This window comes from Hyphomicrobiales bacterium, from assembly GCA_030688605.1.
Lineage (GTDB): Bacteria > Pseudomonadota > Alphaproteobacteria > Rhizobiales > NORP267 > JAUYJB01.
In genome coordinates, this window is record JAUYJB010000039.1 from 1 (window position 1) to 19,658 (window position 19,658).

General features: G+C 64.8%; 19 protein-coding genes. 4 read left to right on the forward strand and 15 right to left on the reverse strand.

The annotated features are described in order from the left end of the window. Window positions 1-244 (forward strand): hypothetical protein (locus Q8P46_04705; GenBank protein ID MDP2619461.1); only part of this gene is annotated, 244 nt, incomplete at its 5' end. Here the strand turns inward: Q8P46_04705 and Q8P46_04710 are convergent. From Q8P46_04710 to folK, 10 genes are all read right to left on the reverse strand, one after another. Continuing rightward, the gene (locus Q8P46_04710; GenBank protein MDP2619462.1) at window positions 241-1,485 is read right to left on the reverse strand and encodes a DEAD/DEAH box helicase; all 1,245 of its coding nucleotides are present in this window, start codon (window positions 1,483-1,485) and stop codon (window positions 241-243) included. The two genes, Q8P46_04705 and Q8P46_04710, sit on opposite strands and share 4 nt — an antisense overlap. Before the next feature lie 375 nt (window positions 1,486-1,860). After that, on the reverse strand, window positions 1,861-2,787 hold the full coding sequence (gene era, locus Q8P46_04715; GenBank protein ID MDP2619463.1) for a GTPase Era: 927 nt from the start codon (window positions 2,785-2,787) through the stop codon (window positions 1,861-1,863). Further along, the gene (gene rnc / locus Q8P46_04720; GenBank protein ID MDP2619464.1) at window positions 2,780-3,499 is read right to left on the reverse strand and encodes a ribonuclease III; all 720 of its coding nucleotides are present in this window, start codon (window positions 3,497-3,499) and stop codon (window positions 2,780-2,782) included. Before rnc ends, era begins: the two co-directional genes overlap by 8 nt. Continuing rightward, the gene (lepB, locus tag Q8P46_04725) at window positions 3,500-4,255 is read right to left on the reverse strand and encodes a signal peptidase I (protein ID MDP2619465.1); all 756 of its coding nucleotides are present in this window, start codon (window positions 4,253-4,255) and stop codon (window positions 3,500-3,502) included. Window positions 4,256-4,348: 93 nt separating this feature from the next. Continuing rightward, a complete protein-coding gene (acpS, locus tag Q8P46_04730; protein MDP2619466.1) occupies window positions 4,349-4,762 on the reverse strand; it encodes a holo-ACP synthase in 414 nt (137 codons plus the stop codon). 10 nt (window positions 4,763-4,772) lie between these two features. Beyond that, window positions 4,773-5,342, reverse strand: a complete 570-nt coding sequence (locus tag Q8P46_04735; GenBank protein ID MDP2619467.1) for a DUF2062 domain-containing protein — start codon at window positions 5,340-5,342, stop codon at window positions 4,773-4,775. 161 nt (window positions 5,343-5,503) lie between these two features. Beyond that, entirely contained in the window at window positions 5,504-6,085 is a 582-nt protein-coding gene (gene pyrE / locus Q8P46_04740; protein MDP2619468.1) for an orotate phosphoribosyltransferase, read from the reverse strand. A 12-nt stretch (window positions 6,086-6,097) separates the two neighbouring features. Continuing rightward, entirely contained in the window at window positions 6,098-8,383 is a 2,286-nt protein-coding gene (locus tag Q8P46_04745) for a bifunctional (p)ppGpp synthetase/guanosine-3',5'-bis(diphosphate) 3'-pyrophosphohydrolase (GenBank protein ID MDP2619469.1), read from the reverse strand. Between the two features lie 123 nt (window positions 8,384-8,506). Next, on the reverse strand, window positions 8,507-8,899 hold the full coding sequence (rpoZ, locus tag Q8P46_04750; protein ID MDP2619470.1) for a DNA-directed RNA polymerase subunit omega: 393 nt from the start codon (window positions 8,897-8,899) through the stop codon (window positions 8,507-8,509). A 338-nt stretch (window positions 8,900-9,237) separates the two neighbouring features. Then, window positions 9,238-9,792 carry a 2-amino-4-hydroxy-6-hydroxymethyldihydropteridine diphosphokinase gene (folK, locus tag Q8P46_04755; GenBank protein ID MDP2619471.1) on the reverse strand — a complete coding sequence of 185 codons (555 nt, stop codon included), beginning with the start codon at window positions 9,790-9,792 and terminating at the stop codon, window positions 9,238-9,240. A gap of 285 nt (window positions 9,793-10,077) precedes the next feature. On the opposite strand from folK, the gene Q8P46_04760 reads away from it, so the two are divergent. Beyond that, on the forward strand, window positions 10,078-10,704 hold the full coding sequence (locus Q8P46_04760) for an NYN domain-containing protein (GenBank protein ID MDP2619472.1): 627 nt from the start codon (window positions 10,078-10,080) through the stop codon (window positions 10,702-10,704). 40 nt (window positions 10,705-10,744) lie between these two features. Then, complete coding sequence (locus Q8P46_04765) at window positions 10,745-11,392, forward strand: uracil-DNA glycosylase (GenBank protein MDP2619473.1); 648 nt, start codon at window positions 10,745-10,747, stop codon at window positions 11,390-11,392. Between the two features lie 10 nt (window positions 11,393-11,402). Here the strand turns inward: Q8P46_04765 and smpB are convergent, their stop codons facing one another. Beyond that, window positions 11,403-11,873, reverse strand: a complete 471-nt coding sequence (gene smpB / locus Q8P46_04770; protein MDP2619474.1) for an SsrA-binding protein SmpB — start codon at window positions 11,871-11,873, stop codon at window positions 11,403-11,405. Between the two features lie 29 nt (window positions 11,874-11,902). Next, the gene (dapA, locus tag Q8P46_04775; protein MDP2619475.1) at window positions 11,903-12,784 is read right to left on the reverse strand and encodes a 4-hydroxy-tetrahydrodipicolinate synthase; all 882 of its coding nucleotides are present in this window, start codon (window positions 12,782-12,784) and stop codon (window positions 11,903-11,905) included. A 163-nt stretch (window positions 12,785-12,947) separates the two neighbouring features. On the opposite strand from dapA, the gene Q8P46_04780 reads away from it, so the two are divergent. Then, window positions 12,948-15,164, forward strand: coding sequence for a lytic transglycosylase domain-containing protein (locus Q8P46_04780; GenBank protein MDP2619476.1), 2,217 nt, complete (start codon window positions 12,948-12,950; stop codon window positions 15,162-15,164). Window positions 15,165-15,273: 109 nt separating this feature from the next. On the opposite strand, the gene Q8P46_04785 is transcribed toward Q8P46_04780, so the two are convergent. From Q8P46_04785 to Q8P46_04795, 3 genes are all read right to left on the reverse strand, one after another. Continuing rightward, window positions 15,274-16,530, reverse strand: a complete 1,257-nt coding sequence (locus Q8P46_04785) for a DcaP family trimeric outer membrane transporter (GenBank protein MDP2619477.1) — start codon at window positions 16,528-16,530, stop codon at window positions 15,274-15,276. 452 nt (window positions 16,531-16,982) lie between these two features. Then, window positions 16,983-18,530 carry a class I adenylate-forming enzyme family protein gene (locus Q8P46_04790; protein ID MDP2619478.1) on the reverse strand — a complete coding sequence of 516 codons (1,548 nt, stop codon included), beginning with the start codon at window positions 18,528-18,530 and terminating at the stop codon, window positions 16,983-16,985. Window positions 18,531-18,708: 178 nt separating this feature from the next. Next, window positions 18,709-19,590, reverse strand: a complete 882-nt coding sequence (locus tag Q8P46_04795) for a dienelactone hydrolase family protein (protein ID MDP2619479.1) — start codon at window positions 19,588-19,590, stop codon at window positions 18,709-18,711. Window positions 19,591-19,658: the final 68 nt, after the last annotated feature.

The following is a 19,658-nucleotide window of genomic DNA, read 5'->3' on the forward strand; positions in this document are numbered from 1 at the left end:
CCAGTTTACCGGGATGATTTTTCGCCGTGGCCCGGCGCGGCTCGCCGGGCGATGCGGTGCCTCGGCCAACAGCCGCCACACCGCCACGGCGCAAAAGAACCCGGCCTTCGGTGGGCCAAATCGGCCCACCGGGTTCGTTGCCGCGCTCGCCCGATATCCCGTATCGCGCGTCGCGGCCCACGCCTGCCCGGATGAACCGACTTGGCCCATCGAATTGATCCCCTATAACCATGAACCGCTCTAGGCGGCGCGCCGATCGAACCGCCGGGAGCGCCGGCGCCGTTTGCGGGTGCCCGGCGCGGGCCGGCGCGAAGCGCCCTGATCCTTTTTGGCCGATGAGGCCACGGGTTCGACGGGCACCTCGCCGACAACGCTCAATGAGCATTTGATCAGCCGCTCGATCGAGCGCAGCTGCGGCCGCTCGCTGGGATCGCAGAACGAGATCGCGATGCCGGCCGCCCCGGCGCGGGCGGTGCGTCCGATCCGGTGCACATAGCTTTCCGGTACGTTCGGCAGCTCGTAGTTGATGACGTGGGTCACGTCGTCGACGTCGATGCCGCGCGAGGCGATGTCGGTCGCGACCAGCACGCGGGAGCGGCCCTCGCGGAAATTGTCGAGCGCGCGTTGGCGCGCGCCTTGCGACTTGTTGCCATGCAGCGCCACGGCGCCGACGCCGTCGTGCGCAAGATGCTTCACCACCTTGTCGGCGCCGTGCTTGGTCCGGGTGAAGACGATCACCCGTTCGAAGCCGGGCGCGGCGAGAAGTTCGCTCAGCCGGGCGCGCTTCGCGGCAGCGCTGAGGTGGTGGACGTGCTGCTCGACGCGCTCCACGGCAACGGTCTTGGCCGCGATTTCGACGCGCTCCGGCTCGAACAGGATCTCGCGGGCGAGCTTGGCGACCTCTGCCGGCATGGTCGCCGAAAACAGCAGCGTCTGCCGCTCTTGCGGCAACATCGCGACGATCTTCCGCACGTCGCCGATGAAGCCCATGTCGAGCATGCGGTCCGCCTCGTCGAGGATCAGATACTCGGTGCGGCGCAGGTCGACGTGGCCCTGATCGATCAGATCGAGGAGTCGGCCGGGCGTTGCCACCAGGATATCGACGCCGCGCCGCAGCGCATCGACCTGCGGCCGCTGGCCGACGCCGCCCATGACCACCGCCTGGCGCATGCGCATGTGCCGCCCATAGGTCTTGATACTGTCGGCAATCTGGAGCGCCAGTTCGCGCGTCGGGGCGAGGATCAGCGCGCGCGTGCGGCGCGGGCTGGCGCGCTCGTCATCCTCTTCCAGGTTCTGTAAGAGCGGCAGCGTGAAGGCCGCCGTCTTGCCGGTGCCCGTCTGGGCGATACCCAGCAGGTCCCGTCCGTCGAGAAGCAGCGGGATGGCCTTGGTCTGAATCGGAGTGGGGGTCCGGTAGTTTGCGTCCTCAAGAGCACGCAGGAGCCGGCCGGAGAGGCCAAGCTCGGCGAAAGATGTAACTGTCACGTTCAATGTTCCTTATGCGCCGGGGGGACGCGCGCACAGCGGCGCGCGACAGGCCCTGGCCGTGTCGTCATCGTCCACGCGCACTTGGAACGGATGGGTTTTTTGGACTTGGGTCTCGAGACAATAACGCCCGGAAGCCCGGGGCGAATCGCGCGATCGCGAGAAGTTCTAGGCCACAGATGGGCCTTAAGGCCTTGAAAGTCAAGCCACACTGCGAAAATTCCAAAAAGCGGCTAAGGCCCGTCCGGAGTAGTTGCTGCGGAAAAGCGCCGTTAATAGGCCATGTCGTAACGCCGATTACGGTGACGGCATTCGCGTTCGCGCTTTTCCCGTCGCCGCGGGCATACTTTGTCTGCCGGACCGGCTGGACCCAGCTCACTCATCCGGGAAATCGAGACCCATTTCGCGGTAGCGCGCGCGGTCCTCGCCCCAGCGCTCGCGCACCTTGACGAACAGGAACAGGTGCACCGGCGTCTCCAGGATTTTGGCAAGCTCAAGGCGCGCCGCGGTGCCGATATCGCGGATGGCGCGGCCGCCCTTGCCGAGCACGATCTTGCGCTGGCTTTCGCGCTCGACATAGATCGTCTGCTCGATACGCGCCGCGCCGCCCTTGACGGTCTTCCAGTCGGTGGTCTCGACGGTCGAGGCATAGGGCACCTCGTCATGCAGTCGGTCGAACAGCTTCTCGCGGGTGATCTCTGCGGCAAGATGCCTGAGCGGCGCGTCGGTGAGCTGGTCTTCGGGATAAAGCCACGGCCCGGCCGGCACTTGCTCCGCCAGATAGTCCCTCAGATCGCCGACGCCGTCGCCGGTCTTGGCCGAGACCATGAAGGTGCGCCGGAAGCAGAGCTTTTCGTTGAGCGCGCCGGCAAGGGCGAGCAGGCCCTCGGGCTTCACCAGGTCGATCTTGTTGAGAACCAGGATTGCCTTGTCGGCCATGTCCGAGAGCCGCGGCAGGATGGCGGCGGTCTCATCGTCGAGGCCGGTCGCCGCATCGACAATGAGCGCGATCAGGTCGGCGTCGGCGGCGCCCGCCCAGGCGCGCTGCACCATGGCCCGGTCGAGCCTGCGCCTCGGCGCGAAAATGCCCGGCGTATCGACGAAGACGAGCTGGCTTGCACCGTGCAGGGCGATGCCGCGCAGGGTGGTGCGCGTCGTCTGCACCTTGCGGCTGACGATCGACACCTTGGCGCCGGTCAGGGTGTTGACCAGGCTCGATTTGCCGACATTGGGTGCGCCGATCAGGGCGATAAACCCGCACCGCGGCGCGGCAGGCGCGGCCGCGTCCGGCGCCTCACTCATCTTCGATCTCGTCCGGCTCCCACAGGCCGAGCGCGACGAGGCAGGCAGCGGCCGCCTTCTGTTCGGCGTTGCGCTTGGCATAGCCCTCGCCAAAGGCCGGCTCGAGCCCGGAGATCAGCGCCCGCACCTTGAAGCGCGGCGCGTGATCGGGTCCGGTGCGCTCGATGACATCGTAGACCGGAGGCGGCATGCCGCGCCCCTGGGCCCATTCCTGCAGCGCCGTCTTGGCGTCGCGCCGCGGCCGGTCGGCGGCCAGCATGAGCGGCTTCCAATTGCGCGCCACGAAGGCGCGCGCGGCTTCAAAGCCGCCGTCGCGATAGATGGCGCCGATGACCGATTCGCAGGCATCGGCCAGGATCGCCCGCTTGTTGCGCCCGCCGCTTGCGATTTCGCTCTGGCCGAGGATCACATGGGCGCCGAGATCGAGCGCGCGGGCCACCTCGACGCAGGTCTCGCGGCGCACCAGGGCGTTGAAGCGGCGCGCCAATTCGCCCTCGTCGGCCTTCGGGAACGCCTCCACGAGCATGTCGGCGACGATCAGGCCAAGCACCCGATCGCCAAGGAATTCAAGGCGTTGATAATCGCCGTTCTTCTGGGCTTCGCCGGTGGCGCTGGCGTGGGTCAGGGCTTCCATGAGGTGCGTCTGCTGCCGAAACCCGTAGCCGAGCACCTCGGCAAGACGTTCCGCGTCGATTTTCGCCCGGTCGCTCACTCAGTGCACCAATTTGACCAAGCGCTCCCAGCGAATGCTCCACGGCCATTTCCAGACCTGCCAGAAATAGGCATCCTCCTCGATGGAGAAGAAGATGATGTCGGCGCGTCCGATCAGGTTTTCATAGGGCACGTAGCCGACCTGCGACAGCACGCGGCTGTCGGTGGAATTGTCGCGATTGTCGCCCATCATGAAATAGTGGCCCTGCGGGACCTCGTAGACCGGGGTATTGTCGCTGAAACCGTCCGGCACCAGGTCGAGCACGTCATAGCTTGCGCCGTTGGGCAGGGTCTCGCGGTATCGGGGAACCCGGGTCACGTTACCGTGGAGGTCGGTGGTCACGAAGTCGCCGACGCGCTCGCGCGGCACCGGATTGCCGTTGATGTGGACGATGCCGTCGCGCACCTCGATCTTGTCGCGGGGCAGCCCGATCACGCGCTTGATGTAATCGGTCTCATTGTCTCGCGGCAGCTTGAACACGACAACGTCGCCGCGCTGCGGCTCCCCCCCCCAGACGCGACCCGAAAACAGCGGCAGGCCGAAGGGTATCGAGTAACGCGAATAGCCGTAGCTGAACTTGGAGACGAACAGATAATCGCCGATCAGCAGCGTATCCTTCATGGAGCCGGACGGTATGTTGAAAGGCTGGTAGAAGAAGGTCCGCACGATCAGCGCCAGGATCAGGGCGTGGATGATGATCCGCACCGTTTCGCCCAGCGAGCTCTCCTTGGCGCGCTTCGCCTTGCGCTCACTCATAAACATACGATCGTCCCCAAAAATTTGCCGCCAAGCCCATTGCCCTCGCTCCTATATCCGCTTGTCGCGCGGCAAGCAAACATCCTCGCGGACTTATTCAGATTCTTCGGCGACCGGCCGCGCCTCTAGGATTACGAACGCTTGTGCCAGGGGGTAATCGTCGCTCAGGGTGAGGTGAATCTCGGCGACGTGGCCGGCCGGAAGCAGCCGTTCCAGGTGCATGCGCGCGCCGCCGCTCAGCCTCAGCGTCGGCTTGCCCGAGGGCAGATTGACAACCCCCATGTCGCGCCAGAACACGCCCTTGCGGATGCCGGTGCCGAGCGCCTTGGAGCAGGCTTCCTTGGCGGCGAAGCGCTTGGCGTAGGAGGCGGCGCATTCGCGCCGGCGCTCCGAGCGGGCACGTTCGATATCGGTGAAAACCCGGGTCGTGAAGCGGGCGCCATAGCGCGCGAGAAGACGCTCGACCCTGCGGATGTCGACGATATCGTTGCCGGTGCCAATGATCACAGTCGCCCCTTCAGGACGGGTTGGCTTCGGGCCTGGTGGCGTTTGGCCTGTTGTTTATGACTTGGCGCCGGCGCCTTTGATAGAAGTGCACCATCGCCCGCACCGGAAAATAGAAAGCGATCGCGAACAGGATGCCCATGGGGATGCCGGCGACGGCCATCGGCTTGATCAGCGGCCACAGCGCGTCGAAGGATTCGTTGAGCAGGCTCTTGCTGGCGTTGAAATGGAAGCTCGTCGAGACCGCTTTGCCGAGCATCCAATTGCCTACGTAGAAGGTGCTCGCCCAGATGGCGGGGAAGGTCAAGGGATTGCCGAGGAAGGTGCCGAGCGCGGCGCCGATGAGATTGCCGCCGGTCACCCAGGCGACGATGAACGCCATGGTGAAATGCAGGCCGACGAAGGGGGTGAAGGAGACGAACACGCCGACGGCGACGCCGAGCGCAATGGCATGCGGGGTGCCCTTCAGCCTGAGGACCCGTTTGGCGAGATATTGCGAGGAACGCCGCCAGCCGCGCCGCGGCCAGAGCAAGGAGCGGATCCGCTCCTTCAGTGCGGGTTTTTCGCGGCGTTGAAACAGCATCGACCGGTTCGTCCAACTAGTGCTACGCGACGGCGCGGCGGCGGCAGGCACGTCCGAGAGATGCCTTCGGGCAGCTGCCCAAAATCTCCCGCGGTCCGGACGCTACCTTAGTGCGCGCGTTATAAAGCGACCCTTAATACCTGGGCAACTGCGAAACTCGGTCACAGAGCGCGGCTGCCCGGCTTGACCGCCCGGATCGCCGACAGCTCCGGCGGCAGGCTGTCGGCGCGATAGGTCGGAACGGCAAGCTCGGCAAGCGAGATCAGGTCGACCCCGATATCGGCGTCTCCCCCGGAGCGGTCGATGAGGCAGCAGCCGGCAAGCACCTTGCCGCCGGCAGCCTCAATCGCGGCGATGCATTCGCGCGAGGACAGGCCCGTGGTCACCACGTCCTCGGCCATCAGGCAGCGCGCACCCTTGGGGATCTCAAACCCGCGGCGCAGCGTGAAGACGCCGTCCACGCGCTCGAAGAAGATCGCCGGGCGGCCGAGCTGCCGGCCGATTTCGTAGCCGACGACGATGCCGCCCAGCGCCGGCGAGGCGACCATATCGATCTCATCGCCGAAGCGCGCGCGCACCTTGTCAGCCAGCGCCGCGCAAAGCCGCGCGCCGCGGCTTGCGTCCATCATCACCCGCGCGCATTGCAGATACACCGGGCTGTGCAGGCCGGAGGTGAGGATGAAATGGCCGGACATGAGCGCGCCCGCGGCCCGGAATTCATTGAGCACCTCCTCCCTGTCCATTCCTCCCCCAGCCTATTCGATCAGCCGCTCGGCGGCGCTGACGAGCTTCTTCTTGCGCAGCTGCGAGATGATGCCGGTCAAATGCTTCGCGTCCCAGACCTCCAGGTCGATCAGCAGCTCGCGGTAATCCTGTGAGCGCGCGGTCATCCTGATATTGTCGATATTGCCGTCATGTTCGCTGATCACCTGGGCGATCTGGGCAAGGGAGCCCGGCTCGTTGATGGCGAGCACCCTGATGCGGGCCGGGAACCGTTCGGGATTATTCGGATCGATATCCCAGCGCGTGTCGAGCCAGCGTTCCGGGTGGTCCTCGAAGGCCTTCAGCGCCGGCGAGACAATGGGATAGATGGTAATCCCCTCCCCCGGCGTGAGAATACCGACGATCCGGTCGCCGGGAACGGCACCGCTGTCGGGCGCGAAACGCACCGGCAGGTCGCCCTTCAGCCCGCGGATCGGGATCGGCATATTGGCGTTCATCTCCCCCTTGGCCAAATTGGCCTCCGCCTTGGCGGCCTCGCTCCCGGTCTTGCCGCCGCGAGACGGAATACGGAATTTCAGGTTCATCGCCCGTCTCAGCCCGAACCAGCCCTCCTCCTTGCGGGTGCGGCGCTTCTCGGCTGGCCGCGTCTCCTTGTGATCGGGATGGACCGCCTTGAGCACGTGATCGGACGGCATCTCGCCGCGGCCGACGGCGGCCAATACGTCGGCAACCGTGTTGCGAGCGAGCCGGTTGAGGACCGCCTCGAGCCGCTCGTCGGAATAGGGCTTGCCGGCGCGCTCGAAGGCGCGGCTCACGATCTGCCGCCCGAGCCCGGCATATTGCGTCCGCACCGCCTCGCGGCTGGCGCGGCGGATATTGGCGCGCGCCTTGCCGGTAACCGCGATCTGCTCCCAGGCCGCCGGCGGGGTCTGTGTCTTGGAGCCGATAATCTCGACCTCATCGCCGTTGCCGAGCTCGCTGACCAGCGGCGCAATGCGGCCATTGATCTTGCAGCCAACGCAGGTATTGCCGATGTCGGTGTGCACCGCATAGGCGAAATCGATGGGCGTGGCGCCGCGCGGCAGGGCGATCAGCCGACCCTTGGGCGTGAAGCAGAACACCTGATCCTGAAACAGCTCAAGCTTGGTGTGCTCGAGGAATTCCTCCGGGCTGTCGCCCTCCTCCAATAACTCCAGAAGCCGCCGCAACCAGCGGTAGGCACTGGTTTCCTTAATCAGCGCGCTTGGCTTGGCGCCATTGCCGCCGCCGTCGGCCGCACCGTCGGACAGATCCTTGTAGAGCGTGTGCGCGGCGATGCCGTATTCGGCGACGTCGTGCATCTCGTGGCTGCGGATTTGCAGCTCGACACGCTGATGGCCGGGGCCGATCACGGTCGTATGCAGGGAGCGGTAGTCGTTCTGCTTCGGCGTCGAAATATAGTCCTTGAAGCGGCCCGGCACCGTCGGCCAGGTGGTGTGGACGGCCCCGAGCGCGCGGTAGCAGGCTTCGCGGCCGTCGACCATGACCCTGAAGGCGTAAATATCGGAAAGCTGCTCGAAGGAGATCGATTTGCGCTCCATCTTGCGCCAGATCGAATAGGGGCGCTTCTCGCGTCCCTTGACGACCGCCTCGACGCCCTCCTCGGCAAAGCGCCGGTTCAGCTCCGCGACGATCTGATCGATAAAGCCCTGGTTCTTTTCCTTGAGCGATTTCAGATGGTTGACAACCATCTTATGGCCTTCCGGCGATAGCTCGCGGAACGACAGATCCTCCAGTTCCTCGCGCAGGCCCTGCATGCCCATGCGGCCGGCCAGCGGCGCGTAAATGTCCATTGTCTCCTGGGCGATGCGCTGGCGCGCGTCGGCGGGCATCGAGGCGAGCGTGCGCATATTGTGCAGCCGGTCGGCGAGCTTGACGAGCAGCACGCGGATATCGTCGGAAATGGCGAGCAGGAGCTTGCGGAAATTCTCGGCCTGTTCCGCCTTCTTAGAGACCAGGTCGAGCTTCTTGATCTTGGTCAGCCCCTCGACCAGGGCGCCGATGTCCGAGCCGAACAGCGTGTCGATCTCCGCCCGCGTCGTACCGGTATCCTCGATGGTGTCGTGCAGAAGGGCGGCGACGATGGTCGCGTCGTCGAGCTTCAGCTCGGTCAGGATCGCGGCGACTTCCAATGGGTGGGTGAAATAGGGATCGCCGGAGGCGCGCTTCTGAGTGCCGTGCGCCCGCATGGCGTAGACATAAGCGCGGTTGAGCAGCGCTTCGTTCGCGTTCGGGTTATAGCGAGCGACGCGTTCGAGAAGCTCGTACTGACGCATCATGCTGCCTCCTGCCCGACATATGGAGGCAGCACGGCAGGGCGGCAACTCGATTTCGTGCTTCCGCTTGCGCCCAATTTCCCCATCCCCCGCCGGGGGCGGGTCGCGCGCGGCCGCCGGCGGGCGTCAGCGTCCGGATTTGCCGCCGTCGCCTTCCGCAGCGACAAGACCTTCAAGCCCCTTCAGAAGCTCTTCCTCGCTCATCCGGTCGAAGACGACTTCGGCCTCGTCCTCGTCGCCGGCCTGGGCGCCGGGGATCACCGGAACCGCCACCGGCTCGGGCTCGTCGACCTCGACATATTTCTGCATCGAATGGATCAGGTCCTCGCGCACATCCTCCGGCGCGATCGTCGTATCGGCGATTTCGCGGAGCGCGACGACGGGATTCTTGTCATTGTCGCGGTCAATCGTGATCGGCGAGCCGCTGGAGATCGCGCGGGCGCGGTGGGAAGAGAGCAGAACCAGATCGAACCGGTTCTCGACCTTATCGATACAATCTTCAACGGTAACGCGCGCCATCGGATCTGAGCCTTTTTTGCCGTTTTTTTGAAAGTGCAGCTTACTTAGGCGCATCCTTGAGGCGAATCAAGCCGATTCTCCGGCTTTTCGCCCATCCCGATCGATCCAATGGGCTTTCCATGGACGGTATCCACGCGGCATTTGGCTGCCGGCACAGGCATAGACTTGCGTCGGTTTTCTCGTCCGTTAGCAGGCATCCGTGGATTGACAAAGCAGGTTCGGCGTGATCCAACCATGCCTACGAAATGACCAATTATTGCAGTTTACGTAAAGTATAAGATAATCGAGATTCGTTCACGATTTCCGTCTATTAGACAAGGTTTCCTACGGCAATGAAGTTACGCTGCGGCGTTGATGACCTCCACAATCCGGCCGTCGGCCTGGCGTTTCAGCCGCAGCCACAAACCGCTCGCGCTGTCGCCGGTGACCGGATGGTGCCACAGCGGCGCGATGTCAACGAGCGGGCGCACGACAAACGGGCGCAGATGCAGCCGCGGATGCGGAACGACGACGGCGCCCGGCCGCGGTACGGCGCCGGCCATGCGAGCAGGGTCGCGGTCAGGGTCCCAGCCCAGCACGAGCCGATGATAGGCAATGAGGTCGAGGTCGAGGGTCCGCGCGCGCCAGCGGCCGGCCCTAACCCGCCCGGCCTTCGCCTCGATGCGATGCAGGACCATGAGCAAGGCCGCCGGCGGCAAGTGGCTCCTGGCCGCAACCAAGAGGTTGACATAGGGGGCCTGGCGGCCGGGGCCGATCGGCGCCGTTCGATAGAAACGGGAGGTTCGCGTCACGGCAACGCCGCACGACTGAAGCGCGCGAACGGCTCTTGCAGCCGTCTCGACCGGCGTCCCCCACGGCCCATTTAGGTTGGAGCCGATGGCGATGAGGAGCATTATGTTTTTTTATACCTTTGGTAGCATTAATAAAAATGCATTGGTAAGCTCGGATGCGGCGGCAACGACGGCGATCCCCGAACAAGCGCGGAATCTAGCCATGGGCCAGGCGATCCCTGGTGCATTGGGCTTGGCCGGAAGGGCCGCGGTTGGGGAGCGCATGCGCACGGCACGGCAACGGGGAAGCTCGATTGCTCGACAAGGAAGCGCCGGTGGCAATTGCGGCGGATCGGACCGGCCGCTTCGGAGGCGCGAAATTGAAAAAGTGAGGCCAGCGGAATGACCATGTCTTTGAAATTCCACCCGCATGAACGCATTGCCCTGTTCATCGATGGGGCCAATCTGTACGCCACGACGAAGGCTCTCGGGTTCGACATCGACTATAAGCGGCTGCTCGCCGTCTTCAACGGCGGCGGTTACTTGGTGCGCGCCTGTTACTACACGGCGCTTGCCGACGACCAGGAATATTCCTCGATCCGCCCACTGATCGACTGGCTCGACTATAACGGCTACAGGATGGTGACCAAGCCGACCAAGGAGTTCATCGATTCCGCCGGCCGGCGCAAGATCAAGGGCAATATGGACATCGAGCTGACCGTCGATGCCATGGAAATGTCCGACCATATCGACCATATGGTGCTGTTTTCCGGCGATGGCGATTTCCGCAGCCTGATCGAGGCGATGCAGCGCAAGGGCAAGCGCGTGACCGTCATCTCGACGATCTGCACCGACCCGCCGATGGTCGCCGACGATCTGCGCCGCCAAGCCGACCGTTTCATCGATATCTCCGAGCTGATCGACGACATTGGCCGCGAGGCCTCCGAGCGGCCGGCGCCGCGCGCCCATTCGCGGCAGCAAGCTCAAGAGGCCGACGAACCTTTCGGCGAGGCGGATGACTATGACGGCGCCTGACCCGCGCGCAAGCCAACGCCATTTCGGCTAACCGCTCCGCATGACCGAGGCCACCGATACGGCTCCGGGCAAGGATTGCCCGTGCTGTCCGCGGCTTGTCGCCTTTCGCGCCCAACAGCGCCGGCTCCACCCCGACTGGCACAATGCGCCGGTTCCAAGCTTCGGCCCCCTCGACGCGCGGCTTCTGATTGTCGGCTTGGCGCCGGGATTGCAGGGAGCCAACCGCACGGGGCGCCCCTTCACCGGCGACTATGCGGGCGAGCTGCTCTATGCGACCTTGCTCAAATTCGGCTTCGCATCAGGGACTTACGCGGCCCGCGCCGATGACGGACTTGGCCTTGTCGGCTGCCGGATCACCAACGCGGTGCGCTGCGCTCCGCCGCAGAACAAGCCCTTGACAGCGGAGATTACCGCCTGCCGCTCGTTCCTCGGCGCCGAATTGGGCGCCATGGCCGGCCTGAAGGCGGTGCTCGCGCTCGGCCGCATCGCCCATGACAGCGTCGTTGCCGCACTGAAGCTCAAGCGCGCCCATCTTCGCTTTGCCCACGGCGCCGGGCATGATCTCGGCAACAATTTGCGCCTGTTCGATAGCTATCACTGCTCCCGCTACAACACCAATACGGGTCGGCTGACCCACGACATGTTCGAGCAGGTATTCGCCGAGATTGGCGATCACATCGCCGGCTGAGGCGCCATTTTCAGCCCTTTTCGCGTATGAGCCGCGCCTTTTCGCGGTCCCAGCTGCGCCGTTTCTGGGTTTCGCGCTTGTCATGCAGCTTCTTGCCGCGGGCGAGCGCCAGCTCCAGCTTGGCGATGCCGCGATCGCTGAAATAGAGCCTGAGCGGCACCAGCGTCATTCCCTCGCGCCGCACCGCGCCGATGAGCCGGGCGATCTGGCGCTTGTGCAGCAACAGCTTACGGTCGCGGCGCTCTTCGTGGTTGAAGCGCCCGGCCTGAGCGTAAACGGGAATCGTGGCGTTGAGCAGGAAAAGCTCGCCGTTCTTCGGGCTTGCATAAGCCTCGGCGATGCTCGCCTTGCCCTCGCGCAGCGACTTGACCTCGCTTCCGGTGAGCGCCAGGCCCGCTTCAACGGTCTCCAGGATCTCGTAATTGTGCCGCGCCTTGCGGTTGAAGGCGACGATGCGCCGGGAAGGGTCCTGTTTGGTCATCGCTCATCGCACGCTCTGCCGTTGCGCGCTCAGCCGTTGAAGAGGCCCGCATGGACCAGCGCCGCGCGCACCGCGCTCTTGGTCGATTGCGCGATCGGAACCAGCGGCAGCCGCGTCTTGGCGCTGCACAGGCCGAGGAGCTCGGCCGCATACTTGACCGGGCCGGGGCTGGTTTCCACAAACAGGGCCTGATGCAGCGGCATCAGCCGATCCTGGAGGGTCAGCGCGGCGGCAAAGTCGCCTGCAAGGCAGGCCCTCTGGAATTCGGCGCACAGCGCCGGAGCGACATTCGCGGTCACCGAGATGCAGCCGTGACCGCCGTGGGCCATGAAGCCGAGGGCGGTCGCGTCCTCGCCGGAGAGCTGGTTGAAATCGGGGCCCAGGGCGAGCCGCTGCTGGCTCACCCGGCCGACATTCGCGGTGGCGTCCTTGACGCCGACGATGTTGGGGCAGTCCTTGTGCAGCCGGGCCATGGTCTCGACCGACATGTCGACGACGCTGCGGCCGGGAATGTTGTAGATCAGGATGGCGATATCCACCGCCGTGGCGATCGCCCGGTAATGCTGATACAGCCCCTCCTGGGTCGGCTTGTTATAATAGGGACAGACGATGAGGGCCGCGTCGGCGCCGACCTTCTTGGCGTGACGGGTAAGCTCGATCGCCTCGGCGGTCGAATTGGAGCCGGTGCCGGCGATCACCGGCACGCGACGAGCGGCCGTTTCGATGGTGAGATCCACGACCCGCCGGTGCTCCTCGTGCGACAGGGTCGGTGATTCGCCGGTGGTGCCCACCGGCACGAGCCCGTTTGTCCCCTGCCCGATCTGCCAGGAGACCAGATCCTGAAACGCCTTTTCGTCGATCTTGTCGCCGTTCATCGGGGTGATGAGGGCCGTGATCGATCCTTTGAACATGGCGCTTTGCTCCGTTTTTCCGTCGCTCGGGCGGGCGCCGAGAATAGAGCATTCTCCACCCATATGGAATTATTTGACTGGAACCCAGAATTAAGCACAGCTGTTTGTACATCGTATACGCTGATTTGCTAAACTTGCCGGCCGAAATGGCGGAGATTCGCGAATGACACGATGGGAGCGGCGGCGCGCAGGTCTGATCGCCGGATTCCTTTTGCAGTCGGCAGCCCTCGTCGCGGCCGACCCGCCGGGCGCGGGCGCGGCCACCGCTCCGCTTCCTGCCCTGCGCCCGGGCCCCGATTTCGCCGCCGGCGTCAGCAGAAATACGCCGATCCCGTGGCTGCGGCCCGACGATGAGGCGCTCGCCCCAGATTCGGAACTCGGCGCGCGCGGCAGCGGCGATACGCCGATCCCATGGCCGCGACCCGGCGATGTGGCACTGTCACAGATCGTGCCCAACGAAGACTTCCTGACCCTGCGCGCGGCGATTGCGGCGATGCGCGAGAACGATTTTGCGACCGCACAGTCCAAACGCGCCCAATTGCAGGCGCCCGTCGCGCGCATCCTGTTCGATTGGCTTTATGCCCGCGACAGGGCGTTCACCGCCGGCTATGCCCGCATCGCCGCCTTCCTGCGCGCGCACCCCGACTGGCCGAACCGGGATCTGTTGCGCGCCCGCATGGAGACGGTGCTGTTCGAACAGGGCTCGCCCACCGAGGCGGTGATGGCCGCCTTCGCCGCCATGCCGCCCGAGACGGGTCCCGGCAAGGCGGCGCTGGCCTTTGCGCTGCTCGAGAGGGGCGACAAGGCGCAAGCCGCGAAATGGGCCCGCGACGCGTGGGAGAACCACACGCTGAGCCCGGCCCAGGAGGCGGCGATCCTGACGAAATTCGCCGACGTGCTGACGAAACAGAACCACAAGGCGCGGCTCGACCGATTGCTCTATGCCGACCATTCGGCGGCGGCGCTGCGCGCCGCAAAGCGGCTCGGGGAGGAGGCGGTGGCGCTGGCGAAGGCGCGCGATGCGGTCTCCAAACAATCGCGCAGCGCCGGAAAGCTGCTGGGCGCCCTGAAGGGTGAAACCCGCAAGGACCCCGTCGCGCTTCTCAGCCGCATCCAGTGGCTGCGCCGCGACGGCAAGGATGTCGAGGCGGCCAAGCTGATGCTGACCGCGCCGAGCGACGCGGACGCCGTCACCGATGTCTGGCAATGGTGGGAGGAGCGGCGCATCCTTATCCGCCGGTTGCTCGACCGCGGCAATCCCAAGACGGCTTACAAGATCGCCACGGGGCACGCCGCCGAAAGCGGCCTTGCCTTCGCGGAGGGCGAGTTCCACGCCGGTTGGGTGGCGCTGCGTTATCTGAACAAGCCGGAAACGGCGCTGACCCATTTCGAGGCACTGCGCCTGAAGGTCTCGACGGACTTGAGCCTGTCGCGCGCCTATTATTGGCTCGGCCGCGGCTTCGAGGCGCTCAAGCGCGTCGAGGACGCCCGGTCAAACTATCAACACGCGGCCCGCTACGAGACCACCTACTATGGCCAGCTTGCCAGGCTCAAGCTGGGCATGCCGGCGGCGCTCTCGCTCAGCCCCTCCGCGCCGCCGACAGTGGCGGAGCGCGACCGCTTTTTCGGCCGCGAGCTGGTGCGCGCGACAAGGCTCCTCGGCGAGCTCGGCGAGACGGGGCTTGCCGGCACTTTCCTCATCGAGCTCGCCTCGAGCCTCGACGAACCGGTGGAAATTGCAATGGCCGGTCAGCTTGCCCGCGATTTCGGAATTCCCCATGTGGCGCTGCGGATGGGCAAGATCGCCGCGGCGCGCAACCGGCCGGTTCCCGAGCTTGCCTTCCTCACCGGGGTGGTCCCCGATTTTCCGTCGCACGGCGCGCCGGTCGAGCGGGCGCTTGTGCACGCGGTGGCGCGCCAGGAAAGCTCGTTCAACGCCGCCGCCGTCAGCCCGGCCGGCGCCCGCGGGCTGATGCAGCTGATGCCGGCAACCGCGAAGCGGACCGCGCGCGCCTTCGACCTTGCCTATTCGCCCGACCGGCTCACCACCGACCCGGCCTACAATGCCGCCATGGGCGCCGCCCATCTCGGGCAGTTGGTCGCGGAATACGCCGGCTCCTACGTCATGACCATCGCCGCCTACAATGCGGGCGGGCCGCGGGTCAAGCAGTGGGTCGCCGCTTTCGGCGATCCGCGCCGGGCTCAGGTCGATCCGATCGACTGGATCGAGCGCATCCCGTTTTCGGAGACGCGCAACTACGTGCAGCGGGTGCTGGAGAATTTGCAGGTCTATCGCGCGCGCCTCAACGGCGACACCCACCCGATCGAACTCGTCGCCGATCTGACGCGGGGCCGGGCGTCGGCTGTCAGACGCCAGTAACCGGAACGCAGAGCTTGGATTTCCGGCCGTCGGATAACCGATGGCCGAAACGAAAACCCCGGTGGCCTAAGCCACCGGGGTTCGATTCTTGTTCTATCCTAAGAGAGGATCAGAAGCTGCGGGTGGCCTGTGCACCGACCGCGATCGCGGAGGCCGTGCACGATGCGAATCCGGCAGCGATACACTGAGCCTGGGTCCCAGTGATCTTGTTCTGGGTCCAGACCACCTCGACGCCGAGGTCCAACTGCGGGACGATCGTCCACACCAGGTTCGCCCACACGGAGGTTGCCGTGTCGATATTCAGCACGTTGTGAAAGTCCGCGTCATAGTCGTTGTTCGCATGCGAAGCCGCGATGGTCGAGCGCAGGGTCTGCGACCAGTAGTGCTCCCAGCCGCCAACGACCGCCCAGCCCGAGATCGATACGCTGCCGCCCGGAAGATTGTCGCTCCAGCTGTAAGGAGCACCGGTGTCGATGGCGCCCATATGGCCATCGGCATAGGCGCCCGCGAGATAGATCACGTCACCCATGGTGCCCGGCACGTCGATGGCGACGCTGAGCATGGTCGCCCAGCCGACTTCCCGACGATTGACGTTCGGAGCGAGGAAACCGGTACCGGAGGCCTGATGCACGGCGCCCGAGAGCTGCGCCGAACCCCAGGAACCCTTGATCTGGATGTTGGCGACGAAATCCGGAACCTCGTTGCGGCTGTCAATGATATGGGAACCTTCGAAGTCTCCGCCTTGCATAAACGCCGGATCCTCGATCGCGACGTTGATGGTGACGCCGTTGCCGACATTGAACGTGTAGCGGATCTGCACCGCACGCACCGTCCGCTGGTCGCCGACCGCGGCGAAAACTTCGATATGCTGCTCCGGCGTACCGGGCCCCGAGCGGAAGGTCGACCAGGTCTTGCCCATCAACCAGTTGCCGATCTGGATGAAGGCGTGACGCAAGGTGAAGTTGCCACCGGAGTTGCCGTTGTTGTCCGTGGCCCACATTTCGATAAAGGCGCGGACAACGCCAAATTCGGTCGCGTTGCGGATGTCGAAATTCAACCGCCCCTGTGCGCCCATGAAGAACGTGTTGTCCGTCGTGTGAAGGTCGTCCCTGACACCGTATTCGTCGATGCCTTCACCCGTCGTCCAGTCTTCATCGGCACCGCCAATCCACGCCTTGGCATAGCCACCGATCTTGAAGCAAAGGTCGGAGCCGGGATATTCGATGAACCCGGCCGTGTCGCAACGCCACACCGGTTCGCGGCCCTTGACCGCTTCCGGCGCGTCCGCTGCCTGCGCAACCGTGCCCGCCGTGAACAGCATTGCCGCCCCCGCCGAGCCCAGAAGCAATGTTCTCAAAGCCTTCATTGGAACCTCCGTCTTAACATCTGTGCCCGGATCTGGGCTCCGGCCGCAAACCGCGGCATTTCCCTCAAGTCCGGATCGCGCCTCGCGCCCCACTCGGCATTCAGCGTGCTCGAACTGTACCGAAAGCGAATTACCGCATACAACAGCAAAATCATCATTTGTGGCGGTCATAGAGAACTTTGGATGACCCATGTGGCAAAAATACCACGGAGCCACGGCCTAAGGGCTTCAAAGTCTTGCCACTTTCTTAAGAAACTTCGCTCAAATCGCCGAAGAATCAACGCGAGCCCCCACCGCGAGCGTTGCTGCGCCGTCGCGTCGGAGGCCGATTCGGAACGCGCCGACAGCCGATCCGGCGCCTGGAGATGCCATCGGCCGCGCCGGGGGCGGTGTGGGCGAGCCGCGACGACTCGACTTGCCGCGCCCCCCGCGGCCGCACGGGCGAATCAAACTCAGATCCGCTTGTCGCGGTCGGACCAGAATTCCTCGCGCAGCACGTTCTTCTGGATCTTGCCGACCGGCGTCTTGGGAAACTCGGTCACGAATCTCACCAGGCGCGGCCGCTTGAAGCGGGCGAGCCGTCCCATGCAATGCTCGACGATCCGTTTCTCGTCCAGAATCGCGCCCGATTTCAACACGATGAAGGCGGCCGGAACCTCGCCCCAGACCTCGTCCGGAATTCCGAAAACGGCGCATTCGCCGACTTCCGCCAGCTCGTAGATGACGAGCTCGATTTCCTTGGGAAAGACGTTCTCGCCGCCGGAGATGATCATGTCCTTGGAGCGGTCGACGAGGGTGATGAAACCGTCCTCGTCGATCCGCGCCAGGTCCCCGGACCAGCCCCAGCCATCGCCATGGCGGAAGAATTCCGCCGTCTGTTCCGGCTCGCCGTAATATTCGAGCATCAGATTGTCGCCGCGCGAGACCACCTCGCCGATCTCCCCCGGCTCGACCGGCGTACCGTCGGGGCGGACGACGCGGATGTCGACATTGATCGCCTGGCGGCCGACGGCGCCGAGCTTTTCGGGCAGATACCAGTGGCGCAGCACGACGACCATACCCATCTCCGACTGGCCGTAGTTCTGGGTGATCATCAGCTCGGGAAACATCCGCATCAGCTCGATCTGCACCCAGTCCGGCATCGGCGCGCCGGCAAAATTGGCCTTGCGCCAGCTCTTCAACCGCTCCGGCTTGAACGCGGGATCGGCCAGCAAGCGGGTCGCCTGGGTCGGCACCATGAAGCTGGTGTTCACGCCATGCTTCTCGGCGATCTCCATGAAGCCTTGCGGCGACCATTTGGGCAGGAACACGGTGACGGCGCCGGCCAGGATGGCCGGCTGGAATGTGAGGTGCAGGGCGGCGATGTGATAGAGCGGCGTGACGACGCCGACCACGTCGCGCTCGTCGATCATCTGCTCGATCATCGCCGTATAGGCGGTGATGGAACGGGCCCTGTGATCGCACAGAACGCCCTTCGGCCGACCCGTGGTGCCGCCGGTATAGGTCATGCAGTATGGGTCGCGCTCGTCGATCGCCACATCGGGCGGCTGGCGCGGCTGATTGGCGATGAAGGTATAGAAGTCGACCGCGTCGATGCCGTTGGCCTCGCCGATCGAGACGATCTTCTTGAGCCGTCCTCCGACCCGGGGCAGCAGCTTGGCGACGTCCGCCGCGACCACCGCGTCGAAGATCAGCGCCTCGACGTCGGTCTTCTCGATCGCGTAGGCCAGCTCGTCGACGGTGTGCAGCAACGACAGATTGTTCAGCACATAGCCGGTGCGTGCGGCGCCGAAGAAGACGATGCCGTATTCGATGATGTTCCGGGCGAGAATGGCGATTTTCCCGCCCTTGCCGAGGTTGAGCGCCAGCAGCGCGTGGGCCAGCTGGTTGGCTCGATCGTCGAGCTCGCGATAGCTGATCTGCCGATCGTCGCAGACGATTGCCGGCTTATCCGCGAAGCGGTCGGCCGAGCGGCGCAGCATCTCGCCCGTCAGCATCATGGCGTGAGTCCGTCGTCGCCTGTGTTTCCCCAACCGAAAGTTCGGTCAAATTGGGGTCGTTCGCAACCCGATACGGTGTCGCAACGCGAATTCTGTCAGGCAACCCGGAAAAAATGCCCGCCGACCGGCACGGATGCCAGCCGGCGCAAAGACTCTTGCGATGTCCTGGCCGCCGGTCTCAGCCGGCGAGGCTTTCCTTGAAAAAGGCGATGGTCCGCGACCAGGCGAGGTCGGCCGCCTCCTTGTTGTAACGGGCCGCGTTGGTGTCGTTATTGAAGGCGTGGTTGGCGCCCTCATAGATGAAGATCCGGTAGTCGGTTCCCGCCTCTTTCAGCGCCGCCTCAAAGGCCGGAATGCCGGCGTTGATGCGCTGGTCGAGGCCGGCGTAATGCAGCAGCAGCTTGGCCATGATCCTCGGTACATCCGCCGCGGCGGGCTGACCGCCGTAATAAGGCACGGCGGCGGCGACATCGGGCGAATGGACCGCCGTCTGGTTGACGAGGCTGCCGCCCCAGCAGAAGCCGACGACGCCGACCTTGCCATTCGAGGATGGATGCGACATCAGGAACGATACGGCGGCGACGGAATTCTCGACCGTCTGGCCCGCGTCGAGCTTGCCGATCATGTCGCGCGCCACATCCTCGTCCGCGGGGGTGCCGCCGGACGGCGACAGGAAGTCGACGCCCAGCGCGAGGAATCCCTCCGCGGTGACGCGGCGGGCGACATCTTCGATATGCGGATTGAGGCCGCGATTCTCATGAATGACGAGCACCGCCGGCAGCTTGCCGGACGCGTCAGCCGGCATCGCCAGATAGCCCATCATGTCTCCGGATGCCCCGGGAAAAGTGATCTTCTCGATCTTCAGACTTGGATCGTCGGGAGCGATCATGGCGGCCTGGGCATAGTCGTTCTCGATCAGCGGCAAGATCGCGGCGGCGGCCACGGTGGAGCCTGCGACCTTGGTCAGTTTGTCCAGGAATCCCCGGCGGTCCAGGGTCAAATGCGTGTACTCGTCGTAAATCCGGATCATCTCTTGGGTAATCTTGACGGGCTCGTTCATATCCTTCTCCCAAACTTTGGATTTCAAGATGGTGCGCGGCCAGGCGAGACCAATCCGCCGGCCGCCAT

Excerpts from the sequence above, each read along its gene's own strand:
- era (MDP2619463.1), bottom strand. The coding sequence starts at position 2,787 with ATGAGTGAGGCGCCGGACGCGGCCGCGCCTGCCGCGCCGCGGTGCGGG.
- lepB (MDP2619465.1), bottom strand. The coding sequence starts at position 4,255 with ATGAGTGAGCGCAAGGCGAAGCGCGCCAAGGAGAGCTCGCTGGGCGAA.
- Q8P46_04735 (MDP2619467.1), bottom strand. The coding sequence starts at position 5,342 with ATGCTGTTTCAACGCCGCGAAAAACCCGCACTGAAGGAGCGGATCCGC.
- pyrE (MDP2619468.1), bottom strand. The coding sequence starts at position 6,085 with ATGGACAGGGAGGAGGTGCTCAATGAATTCCGGGCCGCGGGCGCGCTC.
- Q8P46_04745 (MDP2619469.1), bottom strand. The coding sequence starts at position 8,383 with ATGATGCGTCAGTACGAGCTTCTCGAACGCGTCGCTCGCTATAACCCG.
- rpoZ (MDP2619470.1), bottom strand. The coding sequence starts at position 8,899 with ATGGCGCGCGTTACCGTTGAAGATTGTATCGATAAGGTCGAGAACCGG.
- folK (MDP2619471.1), bottom strand. The coding sequence starts at position 9,792 with ATGCTCCTCATCGCCATCGGCTCCAACCTAAATGGGCCGTGGGGGACG.
- Q8P46_04760 (MDP2619472.1), top strand. The coding sequence starts at position 10,078 with ATGTCTTTGAAATTCCACCCGCATGAACGCATTGCCCTGTTCATCGAT.
- Q8P46_04765 (MDP2619473.1), top strand. The coding sequence starts at position 10,745 with ATGACCGAGGCCACCGATACGGCTCCGGGCAAGGATTGCCCGTGCTGT.
- smpB (MDP2619474.1), bottom strand. The coding sequence starts at position 11,873 with ATGACCAAACAGGACCCTTCCCGGCGCATCGTCGCCTTCAACCGCAAG.
- dapA (MDP2619475.1), bottom strand. The coding sequence starts at position 12,784 with ATGTTCAAAGGATCGATCACGGCCCTCATCACCCCGATGAACGGCGAC.
- Q8P46_04780 (MDP2619476.1), top strand. The coding sequence starts at position 12,948 with ATGACACGATGGGAGCGGCGGCGCGCAGGTCTGATCGCCGGATTCCTT.
- Q8P46_04785 (MDP2619477.1), bottom strand. The coding sequence starts at position 16,530 with ATGAAGGCTTTGAGAACATTGCTTCTGGGCTCGGCGGGGGCGGCAATG.
- Q8P46_04790 (MDP2619478.1), bottom strand. The coding sequence starts at position 18,530 with ATGATGCTGACGGGCGAGATGCTGCGCCGCTCGGCCGACCGCTTCGCG.
- Q8P46_04795 (MDP2619479.1), bottom strand. The coding sequence starts at position 19,590 with ATGAACGAGCCCGTCAAGATTACCCAAGAGATGATCCGGATTTACGAC.